The organism is Cupriavidus sp. UYPR2.512 (assembly GCF_000379565.1).
Lineage (GTDB): Bacteria > Pseudomonadota > Gammaproteobacteria > Burkholderiales > Burkholderiaceae > Cupriavidus.
In genome coordinates this window covers 1-14152 of record NZ_KB903207.1, presented here as the reverse complement: position 1 = coordinate 14152, position 14152 = coordinate 1, and the positions used below count along the sequence as shown (strand labels likewise).

Here is a 14152-nt window from a genome sequence, read left to right as displayed (position 1 = left end):
CAGCGTTAGTCTGGTTCGTGAACTGATCGAAAAAGCCTGCACAAAAACCGGACTGAAAGTTACTGCTGACATTCTTGACGGAGTCTATGAAGCCGGACGGACAGTCACTCGTTGCGTCCGTGCTTCACTGAACATCGAGTACGACTCAACCTTGCCTGCGTGGAACTACAGCATCCGCTCACGGAACGCCGCATAGCGGGAAGTTATTTCGAGCACGTTCCTATGGCGAATCGACCATCGTGCTGCCGGCGCTGCAGGCGCTGCGCATCGCGGCGCCCGGCGCGCGCCTGGCCGTGGTTGAGATGGTGCCGCCGCGCATCGCCCGGCAGGCCGAGCGTGCGGAACTGGACCTGGCCTTCCACACCACCGATGGCTCGCCACCGGGCCTGCACCGGCGCGCGCTGTTTACCGAGCGCTACGTGCTGGTGGGGCGCGCCGGCCATCCGCGGCTGAAGCGGCGGCCAACGCTGGCGCAGTTCTGCGCGCTTGACCATGTGATCGTGTCGCCAGACGGTGGCGGCTTTTACGGCGTCACCGACGAGGCGCTGGCGCTGGCCGGCATGCAGCGGCGGGTGGTGCTGTCCGTGCCCCACTTCCTGTTTGTCACGTCGGCCGTTGCCAGCACCGACCTCGTGGCGATGCTGCCCGAGCGGCTGGTGCGCGGCGTGCCCGCTTTGCAGGTGGTGGTGGCGCCGGTCGAAGTGCCGGGCTATGAGATGTCGATGTTGTGGCCAGAGCGCGTGCATCGCGATCCGGCACACCGCTGGCTGCGTGAACTCATCGCCACATCGGTCTGACTGGCAGCGCCCCAACCTTTTGCATACAAAACTGGAATACAATCAAAGCTTTCAACGCTGCCCCCAGTTTTGGAGGAGACCATGACGTATTCAGAAACGGGCCTGACATCCCGCCACGTGGCCGCGCTCGCGCCGATCGAGGACTACTTGCAGGGCCATGTCACCGGCAAGGCCGAGTTCATGTACAAGGCGTTTGCCGCCGATGCGCGCATCGTCTCGTTCCGCGACGGCAAGCTGCATTCGCTGACGGTCGAGGAATTCGCCTCGGCGCGCTGTCCCAGCCATCCCGCTGCGGACGAGGCGCAGCGCAAGCGCTTTATCACGCAGTTCGATGTGGTAGGCAATGCCGGTGTGGCCAAGGTGGTGCTGGAATACCCGGGCGTGACCTTTACCGACTACATGACGCTGCTGGAGATCGACGGCGCCTGGAAGATCGTCAACAAGACTTTCAGCGCCGCACCGCGCTGAAAATAGAACGGTCGCTGCGGCAAAGCGCCGCAGCTGTGCCGCCCGGCCTCACCTGCGGCAGCGGGCAACCGTGCCAGGGTTCAGCCCGGCAACACCGCCGTTGCTTCGATCTCGAACAGCATGTTGTCCAGCGCCAGCCGCGGCACCGGGATCAGCGTGCAGGCCGGCGTTGGCTTGTCGCCCCACATCTCGCGCAGCGCCGCGCCGAAGGTGCGCAGGCGGTCGTGCGAATGGTCGACCACCAGCACCGTGAGCTTGGCCACATCGCCCACGTCGGCACCTGCCGCTTGCAGCGCGATGCGCAGGTTCTGCATGGCGCGCGCCACCTGGCGCGGAAAATCGAGCGGCAGGCAACCTGCCGCGTCCTCACCGCCCTGCCCCGCGATATAGACGATGCGGGCCGGGCCTTCCACCATGGCCACATGCGAATAGCCGTTGGGCCGCGGGTCGTACAGGCCCTCGGGATTGATCAGGCTCAGCGAGGGATTGGGGCGGGCGACCGGCATGGTGGGCATTGACGGCAGCGCGGGCATCGAGGGTGAACGCAAGGATGAGGGCGAGAACGGGATCATGGTCATCAGCTCTGTATTGAGGCGTGGCGAACAGTGGAGCCGCAAGTATCAAACCTCAACTTAACCTGAGGTCAAGCGCGGCCTTGGTGGTAGCATGGGCATTCCTTGATCTCACTGGTGTCTTCCGTTCCCGATGGCCTCCGCGAACAAGCCCGCCTCGGCGCGCCGGCGCCGTGCCGCGCCTGCAGAAGAATTGCTCGGCGTCGGCGAAGTCGCCGCGCGCACGGGCATTGCCGTATCCACGCTGCATTTCTATGAAGCGCGCGGCCTGATCGCCAGCACCCGCAGCGGCGGCAACCAGCGCCGCTATGCGCGCGCCGTGCTGCGGCGGCTGGCCGTGATCCGCGTGGCGCAGCGCATGGGGCTGCCGCTGGCGGTGATCGCCGACGCCATGCAGAAGCTGCCGGACGGCCGCGCGCCAACGGTGGCCGACTGGCGCCGGCTCTCCGCCAGCTGGCGCGATGACCTCGATGAACGGATCCGCACGCTCACGCAGTTGCGGGATCAGCTTGATGGGTGCATCGGGTGTGGGTGTTTGTCGTTGAAGGCTTGTCCGTTGCGGAATCCGCAGGACGCGATGGCGGGGGAAGGGCCGGGGCCGCATTTTCCTGAAGAGGTTTGAATGGGGGGGACGGTGGGCTGTGCTGGATTAGCGGTCGCACAAAAAGCCGAAGCGGCTCTTGGGCCTGCGCAGCAGCCGTAGGCGTCCCCGCGATGCCGTTGGCAGCAGGCGGCCTACACCCTGCATGGGGATCGTCCAATAGTGGGTCATCGAAGGCACTATCCCTGACTCACATGGCGTAGCAGGCTCGAACGGGCACCCAAGCAAAAACGGAAATCACCGCCGCGGGAACGGCCAACGCCGTGTAATGGATTGCCAGCCGCTCAGGCGACGCGTTCTTTGCCTACTTTCTGTCGCTCGGACAGAAAGTAGGTCGCCGGCTACGCCGGCGAAACAGCCACACCCTACCCCCAATCCAGCGAAGCACCCCCAAAACCCCAAACTCCTATTTCCCGCTTACTGAAAGGTCTGCAGGTAACCCAGCAAGTCAGTGATCTGCTTGTCATCACTGAGCCCCCAGAACCGCATCTTCGTCCCAGGCACCACCTTCCCAGGTGAATGAATGAAGGCCCGCAGCGTGTCATGCGACCACACCACCTTCGACGCCCGCATCGCCTCGGAATACTGGAAATCATTGGTGCGACCCGCGGCACGGCCGAAGATGCCGTTCAGCTGCGGGCCAAAGCCAGCGCGCGCGTTGCGGCCGACGTGGTGGCACGAAGCGCAGCGCGTGGCGAACAACGCCTTGCCGGCCTGGATATCGGCAGCGGCAGTGGCTGCGGTGGCTGCGATGGGAATGGCGGTGAAGGCGGTCAGGGCCAGCAGGACAATGGCAATACGGCGCATGGAGCAGCTAAGGAAGGAAAGAGCTTCGGCAACAGGGTTGCATGATACAGGCGTAGCCAGGACGTCCCAGCCCTGCAGCAGGGTTACACCACGTCACACTTGCAACACTTTGCGCGCCCCATATTACAGGCCCGCCCCCTACAGTGAGCCCATGTCCAACGCCCCTTGGGAGGCAACCATGAAACGAATCATCGCAATGGCGGTAGCAGGTGGTGCAATGCTGGTGGCCAGCGCCGGGGCTTACGCCGGTGTGAATATCGATATCGGCATCGGCGTGCCGGGCGTGGTGGTGGCGGAGCCCGCGCCGGTCTACCGGCCGGCCCCGGTCTATGCGCCGGCCCCGGTTGCCTATGCGCCGGCCCCGGTTGCCTACGCACCGCCTCCGGTGGTGGTCGCACCGCGCCCCGTGGTAGTGGCGCCGGTGCCGGTACGCTACGACTATGACCGCGGTTATCGTCGGGATTACTACCGCGGCTATTACCGCGACGGCTACCACGACAACCGCCGCGACTGGCGCGAGCGCGAATGGGCCCACCGTCATGGCGACAATGACGACCGCGGCCATGGGCGCCGCTGGGACTGATCGCCGGAACTGATCTGATGGGGCGGGCGCCCGGCCATGGCTGCGGCGCCCGCCTGCAAGGATTCGCCAGTCAGGCTACCCTGTCGGCAATTTCCAGATCCGGGCCGGGGCCATGCCCCTGCCCCACGCCAGGAGTAGCCATGCCCCAACCCATCAAGATCGACTTCGTCTCCGACATCGCCTGCCCCTGGTGCGCCATCGGCCTGTCGTCGCTGCAACTCGCGCTGCAGCGCCTTGGCGATGCGGTGGATGCCGAAATCGTCGTGCATCCGTTTGAACTCAACCCGGGGATGCGCCCGGAGGGCGAGGCGATCGTCGACTATCTCGGCAAGAAGTACGGGCGCACCCCGGCGCAGATCGCAGAGACCCAGGCCATGATCCGCGAGCGCGGCGCCGGCGTGGGCTTTCCGTTTGGCGAGCGCACTCATGTCTACAACACCTTCGATGCCCACCGGCTGCTGCACTGGGCAGGCCTGGAAGGCAAGCAGCTGCCGCTGAAGCTGGCGCTGCTGCGCGCTTACCATGCCGACGGCAAGGACCCGAGCAATCACGATGTGCTGGTCGAGGCGGCGCAAGCCGTTGGCCTGGATGCCGCGGCGGCGCGCAAGGTGCTGGACAGCGATGACTATGCCGATGCGGTGCGCGCGGAAATCCAGGAGTACCAGCGCATGGGCATCCAGTCGGTGCCATCGGTCATCTTCAACAACCGCTACCTGGTCACCGGCGGGCAGCCGGTGGAGGCGTTCGAGCAGGCCATCCGGGAAATCGTTGCCGAGGCGCAGCAGGCGGGGAACCGTTGAGCAGCCACGCATCGGCAGGATGAAAAAGGCCCGCCCGGAACCCCGGGCGGGCCAGCACTGCCTCTCGCTCCCCGATCGTTCAGCGTGCCGCCGGCCTCATGCGTGCCGTCGCCGTGTCCGCCGCCAGCGGCGTTCGGTTGGCCAGCCCCAGCACCACCTGCAGGGCAAATGACACCGCGCCGACGATAAAGACCACGTCGCCGAAGGTGCGCACCCAGCGCAGCGTCTGCAGGATGGGCTGCTGCATGAAGGCCTCGCTGCGCGCATACCAGGTGCCATGCTCGACGCTGGCCAGGAACTGCATGATGCCAATCGGCAGCAGGCTGGTGCCGATCATCAGCACCAGGCCGATGTTCAGGCCCCAGAAGGCGGTCTTCATCAGCGCGGGGCTGAGCCGGTAGGCCGGGCGCACGTAGCGCAGCACCAGCAGCGTGAAGCCCAGCGCCAGGAACCCGTACACCCCGAACAGCGCGGCGTGGGCGTGGACCGGCGTGGTGTTCTGGCCCTGGATGTAGTACAGCGCGATCGGCGGGTTGATCATAAAGCCGAACACCCCGGCGCCCAGCATGTTCCAGAACGCCACCGCGACAAAGCACATCAGCGGCCACTTCAGGTCGGCCATCCACGGCGCGCGCCGCTTCAGGCTCCAGTTCTCCCAGGCTTCATGGCCCAGCACGATCAGCGGCACCACTTCCAGCGCGCTGAAGGCGGCGCCCACCGCCATCACCGGCGTGGTGGTGCCGGCGAAGTAGAGGTGGTGGAAGGTGCCGGGAATGCCGCCGAGCATGAACAGCGATGCCGAGGCCAGGCTGGCGGCCGTTGCCATCGGGCGCGAGACCAGGCCCAGCGTGGAGAAAATGAAGGCCAGCGCCGTGGTGGCAAAGACTTCAAAGAAGCCCTCCACCCACAGGTGCACCACCCACCAGCGCCAGTACTCCATCACCGTCAGGCTGGTGCGTTCGCCGTAGGCCAGGCCCGCGCCGTAGAACAGGCCGATTGCCACCACCGACGAGGTCAGCAGCGCCAGCAGGTTGCGGTCGGTGCCGCGCGCGCGCAGCGCCGGCAGGATGCCGCGCATCATCAGCACCAGCCAGATCAGGATGCCGGCGAACTTGCCGATCTGCCACAGGCGGCCCAGGTCGACATACTCATAGCCCTGGTGGCCCAGCCAGAAGTTCAGGTGCGCGGGCAGCTTCTGCGCGATCGCCAGGTAGTTGCCGGTGAACGATCCCACCACCACGACCACCAGTGCCCAGAACAGGACGTCGACGCCCAGGCGCTGGTACCTGGGGTCCTTGCCGCCGTTGATCAGCGGCGCCAGGAACAGGCCCGCGGCCAGGAAGCCGGTGGCGATCCAGAACAGCGCGCTCTGGATATGCCAGGTGCGCACCAGTGTGTACGGGAACCACTGCGAGACATCGATGCCGTAGAACTTCTGGCCTTCGACGGTGTAGTGCGCGGTAAAGCCGCCCAGGAACACCTGGAACACAAACAGTGCCACCACCAGGAACAGGTACTTGCCAAGCGCGCGCTGCGACGGCGTCAGCGCCACGGCCAGCAGCGGGTCGCGTGCCGGCGCCTGCGGCGGCGCGTCTTCCTTGCCGCGCAGGAAGGCCCATGCCCATACCAGGAAGCCGACCCCGGCCAGCAGCACCACCACGCTGATCACCGACCACACCACGTTCTCGCTGGTGGGCTGGTTGCCGACCAGCGGCTCGTGGGGCCAGTTGTTGGTGTAGGTAGCCTCATGCCCCGGGCGCGCGGTCGATGCGGCCCACGCGGTCCAGAAGAAGAAGTGCGTGAGTTGTTCGCGGCGCTCGGCGCTGGGCAGCGTGTTCTCCTTCATCGCGTAGTGCTCGCGCGTGGTGTGCAGCACCGGCGCGTCGGAGAAGAGCTTGTCGTAGTAGGCGGCGGTGCCGGCAATGGCCTGCGCGCGGCGCGTTGACACGGTCAGCACGTTGGTGGCCGGATCGGTGGCATTGCCGCGGTACTCGGTGCGCAACTGCTCGCGCAGCGCGGCCCGCGCCGGCGCGTCGAGTTGCGCATAGGGCCGGCCGTAGGCGTCCTGCGCGGCCAGCTCCAGCCACGCGGTCAGTTCGCGGTGCAGCCAGTCGGCGGTCCAGTCCGGCGCCTGGTAGGCGCCGTGGCCCCAGATGGAGCCCAGCTGCATGCCGCCCACGGACTGCCAGGCGGTCTGGCCGTCCAGGATCTCGTCACCGGTGAAGAGCGTGCGGCCCTCGGCCGTGACGACCTTGGCCGGCATTGGCGGGGCCTGCCGGTACACCTCGACGCCGTAGTAGCCGAGCAGGGAGAACGTGACCGCCAGCACGGCGATCAGCAGGAACCAGAGTTTGCGGTAGGAACCCATGATGCGAAGTCGTTGGTTATGGTGGCGGGCTGGCTCAGGCGTGCGTCGAGCAACCGCAGCCGGTGGCTTGCGCGGCGGCGGCGGGCGCCGTGGCAATCTCGAACAGCACGTTGTTTTCCAGGTGGATGTGTTCCATCAGGTCTTCGCGCAGCGTGCGCAGGCCCAGGTAGAGCGCGCGCCAGGTATTGCAGGCCGCGCGCGGCAAGGTGATGTCGTTGGTCAGCGCCGCCAGCCGCTGCAACGCCACGCCGTGGTCGTCATGCTCGGCCCGCATCACCGTGATCGGCCGGCCCGCTGCGGCATGCAGGCCGCGCGACAACATCGGGAACAGCACCTGCTCTTCCTTCTGCATATGCGATTCCAGCTCGCCCAGCATCTCGCTCAGGTGGTCGGCCAGGCCAAGCGGGCAATCGGGCCGGTCACCGTGCACCTGCTCGACGCGCCGCGCCAGGCGGATCAGCTCGGGCAACTGCTCGCGATGGCGCGCATGAAAGCGCGTGAGAATATGGTCGATCAGCTCGGCCGGCGCCGCCGTGTTCCAGTCTTGCGCCGACGGCCCGGCTTCGTCCTGCAGCGCGCGCAGCCGTCCCTCGATGGAACCCATGGCAGCCGCATCGAGACCCAACTGGCGCGCGGCGTCGCCAAGGGTCTGCTTGCCGCCGCAGCAGAAATCCAGCCCGTAGTCATGGAAGACGCGGGTGGCACCGGGAATCAGGCGGGCCAGCTGGCCGAGCGAATGGTCCTGCAAAGTCATGATGATTTCTCCGTGTGGAAGTTATGCATGCATGACTTACGCGAGGAGCGTGCCTGAAAAAAACCTATCCGGATCAATGACTTGAAACTTCAGCGGTGATTAATACCCTATACTTGTCGCGGTACTTATTACCCTAACGGTATTTTTCACCATGCTACCGAGCGCTATGTATCCCGAGTTGCTGGCCGACCTTGTCACCGACCTGCCGCATGCGGTGCGCCTGCAGCGGCTGGTCAGCGCGCTGCGCACACATTTCCGCTGTGGCGCGGTGGCGCTGCTGCGGCTGGAGGAAGACCACCTGCGCCCCGTGGCCGTCGATGGCCTGGTGCGCGATGCGCTGGGCCGGCGCTTTGCGGTCGGCCTGCATCCACGCCTGGCCGCCATCCTGGCGCGGCGCGGGGTGACCTGCTTTCACCACGACAGCATGCTGCCCGACCCGTACGACGGCCTGATCGACGAGCACGTCGGCGAGCCGCTGCCGGTGCACGACTGCATGGGCACCAGCCTGGCCGTGGACGGGCAGCCCTGGGGCGCGCTCACGCTGGACGCGCTCGCGATCGGCACCTTCGATGCCGCGGCCCAGGCCGAGCTGCAGCGGCTGACGGTGATCGTGGAAGCGGCCATCCGCACCACCCGGCTGGAAGGCGAGATCCGCGCGCTGCAGCTGGCGCGCGGCACGCCCGACGCCGACGAAGGCACGGCCCAGCATGGCGACATCAGCGGCGAGATCATCGGCCAGAGCGAGGCCATCGCCAACCTGCTGCATGAGCTGGAAGTGGTGGCCGATACCGAGCTGCCGGTGCTGCTGCTGGGCGAGACCGGCGTGGGCAAGGAACTGTTCGCGCACCGCCTGCACCGCCAGTCGCGCCGGCGCGCGCAGCCGCTGGTGCATGTCAACTGCGCGGCGCTGCCGGAGTCGCTGGCTGAAAGCGAGCTGTTCGGCCACGCGCGCGGCGCCTTCTCGGGCGCGACCGGCGAGCGCCCGGGGCGCTTCGAGGCCGCCGACGGCGGCACGCTGTTCCTCGATGAAGTGGGCGAACTGCCGCTGGCCATCCAGGCCAAGTTGCTGCGCACGCTGCAGAACGGCGAGATCCAGCGGCTGGGCTCGGACCGCCCGCGCCGCGTCAACGTGCGCGTGATTGCCGCCACCAACCGCAACCTGCGCGAGCATGTGCGCGACGGCTCGTTCCGCGCCGACCTGTACCACCGCCTGTCGGTCTACCCGATCCCGATCCCGCCGCTGCGCGAGCGCGGCAACGACGTGCTGCTGCTGGCCGGGCGCTTCCTGGAGCTGAACCGCGCGCGCCTGGGGCTGCGCAGCCTGCGGCTGTCAGGCGGTGCGCAGGATGCGCTGCGCAGCTACCGCTGGCCCGGCAACGTGCGCGAGCTGGAACACGTGATCAGCCGCGCGGCGCTGCGTGCCGTCAGCCGCGGCGCGGGCCGCAACGACATTGTGACGCTGGAGCCGGAACTGCTCGATCTCGACGGACTGGAAGCGCCCGCCGCACGCCATGCCGGCGCCAGCCTGGCCAGCGCGTTCGCCGCCCCGGCGCTTGCCGCAGGCATCACCCTGCGCGACGCGATGGCGCAAACCCAGCGGGCCTGCATCGAACAGGCGCTGCAAGACCAGGGTGGCAACTGGGCCCAGGCGGCACGCCAGCTCGGCATCGATGCCAGCAACCTGCACAAGCTGGCCAAGCGGCTGGGATGCAAGTGAGTCACTCCGCCGTGCGCGGATTCGGACATGGCGAGGGCCGCGGTTAGCGCATAAGCTAATCTGCGTGCCGTCCGCATGGCGGCGCGGACCCACAGGAGATCTCCGTGATGATGACCACAACGCAAGCCTTCTGGCCGCTCAGCCTCTGGCCGTTTCCGACCTTTTTTTCCGGCGTGCACCAGTTTGAAGCCATACAGGCCGACCTGGCGGACAACTGGCGCCGCATGACCGAGCTCAACCTGGAATTCACCCGCACCATGTATGAAGAGCTGCAGTTCGATGCCATGGGCACCCTCGTCGCGCAGGAGCCTGAGGCCTTGTACGCGCGCGAGATCGCCAGCGAACTGCCGCTGATCGGCGGCCCGCTGCACTATGCGTCGGCCATGCTGGAGCTGTACGCCCGGGCCCAGCAGAGGTGGATCGATGGCTGGGGCCACCTGCTGACGCGGGGCCTGATGCCTGACTGGCAAGGCATGCAAAGAGACGTCACCGATATCCCCTTCTGGCTGGTCCGCGAAACACCGCGGCCAGCATGACCTGACGCCGCGCGGCGCCCCCCTCGCACCGTCGCGCTGGCCGAGGTCCTGCCGGGCTATATGTCATGCATGGCGGCGATCGTGGCGGTACCTGGTGGCAATCAGGCCGGCGCGCCCGGTATCATGCGTGCTGATGAAAGAACGAAGCCCATATGCCGGCGTCCCGGCCAGTCACCGAACCGGAACGGCCGGCCACAGAGCGGCGCATGATGCGGACGGCAACGTGCCCGCAGCCCCACCCCCGGCACCAACACATAGGTCATAGATCCCCGGACGCGCCCCGCATCCATGCCTTCTTACCCCTTGGTTCTCCTGCTCACCATCGCTGTCATCTGCAGCATCGGCATGGCCATTGCCACCTGGCCACGGCGCGACGACCCCACCGTCCAGGCATTCCTGCTGCTGGCCGCGGGCGTAGTGATCTGGAGTGGCGGCCGCCTGCTCGAGATCAGCTCGACCGACCTGGCGGGACGCATCCTGTGGGCCAAGGTGCAGTATCTGGGGATCGTGGCCGTGCCGATCGGCTGGCTGGTGGCGATGGTCCACTTGAGCCGCCCGCGCTATGTGGTGCCATGGTCCCGGCTGTGGCTGCCGGTGCTGGCGGCGGTGGTGCTGGTCTTCACCAATGAACGCCACCACCTGATCTGGCAGCGCATCACGCTGATGCCGCCCGGCGTCGCGCCCGGCGCGGTGTTCGAGCATGGCCCGGGCTATATCGTGGCGGCCACGTGGACCTACGGTTTGCTCGCGCTGAGCATGTACTTCCTGGTCACCGCGGAAGTGCCCAGCCACGCCCTGTCGCGCCGCGGCCGCGCCATCCTGGCCGCTGGCCTGGCCTTGCCGCTGCTGGCGCATATCGCCTACCTGAAGCGCTGGACCGGCCCGTTCGGCGGCGACCTGACGCCGGCGACGTTTTCGCTGATGACCGTGCTGGTGTGGTTCTGCGCGCTGCGCACTCACCTGGACGATATCGGCCACTACGCGCGCCTGCGGGTCTTCGATGCGCTCAGCGAGGGCTGCGTGATCGTCGATGGCCACCGCAGGATCGTCGAATTCAACCCGGCCGCCGCGCACCTGTGGCCGGCCCTGGAACGCGGCGACGCCGTGCCGGCCGGCTGGGCGATCGCGCTGCAGCCCGCGCCAGCTGGCAAGGCAGGCGCCGCGGCCACGCCGTTCGTGCCGCCCGGCGCACCCTTCGAGCTCACCGTGGAGCCCGTCGCACGCCTGGACGGCAGGCAGATCGGCAGCCTGCTGTTCCTGCGCGATATCAGCCGCTTCCAATCGCGCGAGCTGGCCCTGAGCGCGCGGCTAGGCCAGACCCAAGAGCAGTTGTGGCAGGTGCAGGCCGACCTGGACATCGACGCCCTGACCGGCATCCGCAACCGCCGCTACTTCCAGCGCGAGTCGATCGCGGCCGTGACCCGGGCGTGCGAGCGCAACCAGGCGCTGGGCCTGCTGATCCTGGATGTGGACCAGTTCAAGCAATACAACGACCTGCATGGCCACGTGGCCGGCGACGACTGCCTGCGGCAGATTGCCGGCGCCCTGACCCGCACCCTGTCCGGCGAGCAGTTCTGCGCCCGGCTGGGCGGCGAGGAATTCGCGGCGGTGTTGCCCGGCGCCACGCGGGACGAGACTCGTGACGTGGCGCGCCGCATGGTGGCCGTTGTGCGCGATCTCGGCATCGCGCACAACGGCACGCCGGTGCAGCCGGTGGTCACGATCAGCGTGGGCGCGGTCTGCGCCGTGCCGGAAGCACCGCGGCTGGAGCCGCTGCTGCACCGTGCCGACAGCGCGATGTACCGGGCCAAGCGCGCGGGACGCAACCGCTTCATGCTGGACGGCGACGCCTGAGCACGGCTACGGCGCCATGCCGGCCCGCCCCACGGTGGCCCCGTGCAAGGCCACCAGCCGCGCCGCGGCCTGGCTGACCCATGCGGGCCGCGGCGCGGCATCGAGCCAGTACTTGACCTCCAGCCCCAGCGCGGTATCGCCGCTGATCACCAGCCGGCGCTGGAAGAACAGCGTGTCGGTATCGGCCTCGCCGCCAAGCAGCCGCAGGTAGTCGACCGCGCAGGCGCGCAGCGTCAGCTCAGGTTCGGCGTCCGACGCATCGGCACGAAAGCGCCCGCCTTCGCAACGGAACGGCACGGCCAGCCCAAGGTCCTGCACCGTCAGCAGGAAGGCATGCCCATCCAGGGCGGTCGGCGGCTCCAGCCATCCCGCCCGGCGCGCCAGTTCCAGCGCCGCCACCAGCGGCAGCGCCCGGGCACGGGCCGGCATGCGCCGGTGCGCGCCCGCGATCAGCTTGTGCAGCGCGCTCATGCCCGGGCCTCCCAGGCAATGCCCGCGCTGCAGTGCCAGTAGCCGTTGCAAGGCTGGGCACCGGCCGGCGTGATGCCGCTGGCAGCGGGTGCCTGTTCACCTGCACGAATCGCCGCGAGCTGTTGCACCACCTGCAGCGTGCCGGATGAATGCGGGCTGACGCGCAGCATCCCCACCCCCATCCGCGCCATCGCCAACGCCTCTGCGCACAGGTCCAGGCAAGTGGCGCTCTGCGTCTGCACGCCGTTGAGCGTGAAGAAGGCCTGCCCCTCGCCGGTGGCGGCCACCAGGCCGTCGGGATAATCCATGCAGCGGAACTCGCAACTGTCCTTGCGCAGGCGATGGTGGCGCGCGGTAAAGCAGCGCGCCGAGAACGCCAGCGGCAGGCGGCCCCAGACAAAGGCTTCCAGGCGCATGCCCGTGGGACGCGCCGCTGCCAGCGCGGCCAGCGTGCCGCCATCCATCTCCACCGGCGCGACGCAGCCAGTCGCGCCCAGCCCGGCCAGCCACGCCAGCGTATCGGCGTGGTAGACATTGAGGTGGGGGCCGCCGACAAAGGGCCTCCCTTGCAGACAGCGCACCGCGCCAAGGTCGTTGGCTTCGACCAGGTAGTCGTCCTGCGCGCAGGCGCGGCGCATCCAGGCGATATCGGTGTCGGACTCCACCAGCACCGGCGTTGACAGCACCACCTCCTTGCCGGCATCGCGCAGCATCTGCGCAAGCTCCAGCCATTGCGCATGGCGGACTTCATGGCGGCGCGTGCAGACGGTTTCGCCGAGGTAGACGCGGTCGACCGGCGCATCGGCGACCGACGCATAGAACTGCATCACGGCCTCGCGCGGCCAGTAGTACAGCAACGGGCCCAGGGCGATGCCGAAGTCGGGCAGCGCTGCGGCTTGCGGCATCGCGGCCGCGGCAATCTCTGGCATGGGAAGCTCCATCATGGCCGGTTCAAGGCAGATCGATGTCATCGGTGTCACCGCCACGGCCGGTCGTAGGCGCCTTGCGTGACCTGGTCGCCTTCGGCATGGCGCCCCAGCGTGCTCTGCCACTCTTGCCGCGGCACGAAACGCGCCGGATCGGCGCAGGCCGCGTCGATCGCCGCGCGCAGCACGCCGACCACATCGCCCACATAGCGCGGGCTGCGTTGCCGGCCTTCAATCTTGATGGCAGCGATGCCCATGTCGATCAGCGCCGGCAGCAGCGACAGCGCATTGAGGCTGGTCGGCTCTTCCAGCACGTAGCCGCGCTCGCCCTCCACCTCGAAGCGGCCCTTGCACAGCGTGGGATAGCCTGCCGGCTCGCCCGGCGCATAGCTGTCGATCAGGATGCCCGACAGCCGCGCCTGCATGGTCCCGTCCTGCTCGGTCCAGCGCACCGCGTGCGCGGGCGAGCAGACGCCCTTGTTGTTGGGCGAGTCGCCGGTGGCGTAGGACGACAGCAGGCAGCGCCCTTCGGCCATCACGCACAGGCTGCCGAAGCCGAACACCTCCAGCTCCACGCTGGTCTGGCGCGCCAGCTTGCCGATCTGCGCCAGCGACAGCACGCGCGGCAGCACCACGCGGCGGATATTACTCAGCAGTCAGAAATATATGCGACAGAAGGATGGCGGAAGAATGAGCGTACAAGCGCCGGATTTTCCGCCACGGTTTGAAGCTGTTCGTTGACCTTTTGTTGCAGGTCCTCACCTTTACGAAGAGGCCTGCGTGCCACACCTGTGCGCTTGGTATGACTCCACACCAACTCGTCTGGATTGAGGTCGGGCGAGTAGCCAGGCAAGAAGTGCAATGTGAGCTTGCCCTTTGTCGATTGAACGTAGCGCTT

At 67.6% G+C, this 14152-nt stretch carries 15 protein-coding genes and 2 pseudogenes; 9 read left to right on the top strand and 8 right to left on the bottom strand.

Translation table 11 applies throughout. The features are described 5' to 3' along the window. From A3A5_RS42770 to A3A5_RS0136840, 3 genes and pseudogenes are all read left to right on the top strand, one after another. The coding region (locus tag A3A5_RS42770) for a hypothetical protein (protein ID WP_369797773.1) at positions 1-196 on the top strand (196 nt) is incomplete at its 5' end. 16 nt (positions 197-212) lie between these two features. Beyond that, a pseudogene (locus A3A5_RS40090) lies at positions 213-797 on the top strand (LysR substrate-binding domain-containing protein); the annotation flags it as partial. Positions 798-878: 81 nt separating this feature from the next. Continuing rightward, positions 879-1265: a nuclear transport factor 2 family protein gene (locus A3A5_RS0136840; protein ID WP_018315436.1), complete on the top strand. Its 387-nt coding sequence runs from the start codon at positions 879-881 to the stop codon at positions 1263-1265. Between the two features lie 80 nt (positions 1266-1345). Here the strand turns inward: A3A5_RS0136840 and A3A5_RS0136835 are convergent, their stop codons facing one another. Then, positions 1346-1798, bottom strand: a complete 453-nt coding sequence (locus A3A5_RS0136835) for a RidA family protein (RefSeq protein WP_010810824.1) — start codon at positions 1796-1798, stop codon at positions 1346-1348. A 172-nt stretch (positions 1799-1970) separates the two neighbouring features. On the opposite strand from A3A5_RS0136835, the gene soxR reads away from it, so the two are divergent. After that, positions 1971-2459 (top strand): redox-sensitive transcriptional activator SoxR, encoded by a 489-nt coding sequence (gene soxR / locus A3A5_RS0136825; protein WP_018315433.1) that lies wholly within the window; start codon positions 1971-1973, stop codon positions 2457-2459. 396 nt (positions 2460-2855) lie between these two features. Here the strand turns inward: soxR and A3A5_RS0136820 are convergent, their stop codons facing one another. After that, positions 2856-3245: a cytochrome c family protein gene (locus A3A5_RS0136820; protein WP_018315432.1), complete on the bottom strand. Its 390-nt coding sequence runs from the start codon at positions 3243-3245 to the stop codon at positions 2856-2858. 178 nt (positions 3246-3423) lie between these two features. Here A3A5_RS0136820 and A3A5_RS0136815 point away from each other — a divergent pair, with 178 nt between their 5' ends. Further along, entirely contained in the window at positions 3424-3828 is a 405-nt protein-coding gene (locus tag A3A5_RS0136815; RefSeq protein WP_026201502.1) for a hypothetical protein, read from the top strand. Between the two features lie 140 nt (positions 3829-3968). After that, positions 3969-4628: a DsbA family oxidoreductase gene (locus tag A3A5_RS0136810; protein WP_018315430.1), complete on the top strand. Its 660-nt coding sequence runs from the start codon at positions 3969-3971 to the stop codon at positions 4626-4628. A 79-nt stretch (positions 4629-4707) separates the two neighbouring features. Here A3A5_RS0136810 and A3A5_RS0136805 read toward each other — a convergent pair whose 3' ends face one another. Further along, positions 4708-6996, bottom strand: a complete 2289-nt coding sequence (locus tag A3A5_RS0136805; protein WP_018315429.1) for a nitric-oxide reductase large subunit — start codon at positions 6994-6996, stop codon at positions 4708-4710. Between the two features lie 34 nt (positions 6997-7030). Then, positions 7031-7750, bottom strand: coding sequence for an iron-sulfur cluster repair protein YtfE (gene ytfE, locus A3A5_RS0136800; RefSeq protein WP_018315428.1), 720 nt, complete (start codon positions 7748-7750; stop codon positions 7031-7033). Between the two features lie 151 nt (positions 7751-7901). On the opposite strand from ytfE, the gene norR reads away from it, so the two are divergent. The 3 genes from norR to A3A5_RS0136785 all read left to right on the top strand — a co-directional run bounded on the left by norR (position 7902) and on the right by A3A5_RS0136785 (position 11857). Then, positions 7902-9467, top strand: coding sequence for a nitric oxide reductase transcriptional regulator NorR (gene norR, locus A3A5_RS0136795; RefSeq protein WP_026201501.1), 1566 nt, complete (start codon positions 7902-7904; stop codon positions 9465-9467). A gap of 107 nt (positions 9468-9574) precedes the next feature. Beyond that, positions 9575-10003: a polyhydroxyalkanoate granule-associated phasin gene (locus A3A5_RS0136790; protein WP_018315426.1), complete on the top strand. Its 429-nt coding sequence runs from the start codon at positions 9575-9577 to the stop codon at positions 10001-10003. Positions 10004-10291: 288 nt separating this feature from the next. Next, the gene (locus A3A5_RS0136785) at positions 10292-11857 is read left to right on the top strand and encodes a histidine kinase N-terminal 7TM domain-containing protein (RefSeq protein WP_026201500.1); all 1566 of its coding nucleotides are present in this window, start codon (positions 10292-10294) and stop codon (positions 11855-11857) included. Between the two features lie 6 nt (positions 11858-11863). Here A3A5_RS0136785 and A3A5_RS0136780 read toward each other — a convergent pair whose 3' ends face one another. The 4 genes and pseudogenes from A3A5_RS0136780 to A3A5_RS42765 all read right to left on the bottom strand — a co-directional run. Beyond that, on the bottom strand, positions 11864-12328 hold the full coding sequence (locus tag A3A5_RS0136780; protein WP_018315424.1) for an SCP2 domain-containing protein: 465 nt from the start codon (positions 12326-12328) through the stop codon (positions 11864-11866). Continuing rightward, entirely contained in the window at positions 12325-13257 is a 933-nt protein-coding gene (locus A3A5_RS0136775; RefSeq protein ID WP_035814539.1) for a U32 family peptidase, read from the bottom strand. The genes A3A5_RS0136780 and A3A5_RS0136775 overlap by 4 nt, the downstream gene beginning before the upstream one ends. 47 nt (positions 13258-13304) lie before the next feature. Next, positions 13305-13901, bottom strand: a pseudogene (locus A3A5_RS40085) (peptidase U32 family protein); the annotation flags it as partial. 2 nt (positions 13902-13903) lie between these two features. After that, the coding region (locus A3A5_RS42765) for a transposase (protein ID WP_198293208.1) at positions 13904-14152 on the bottom strand (249 nt) is incomplete at its 5' end.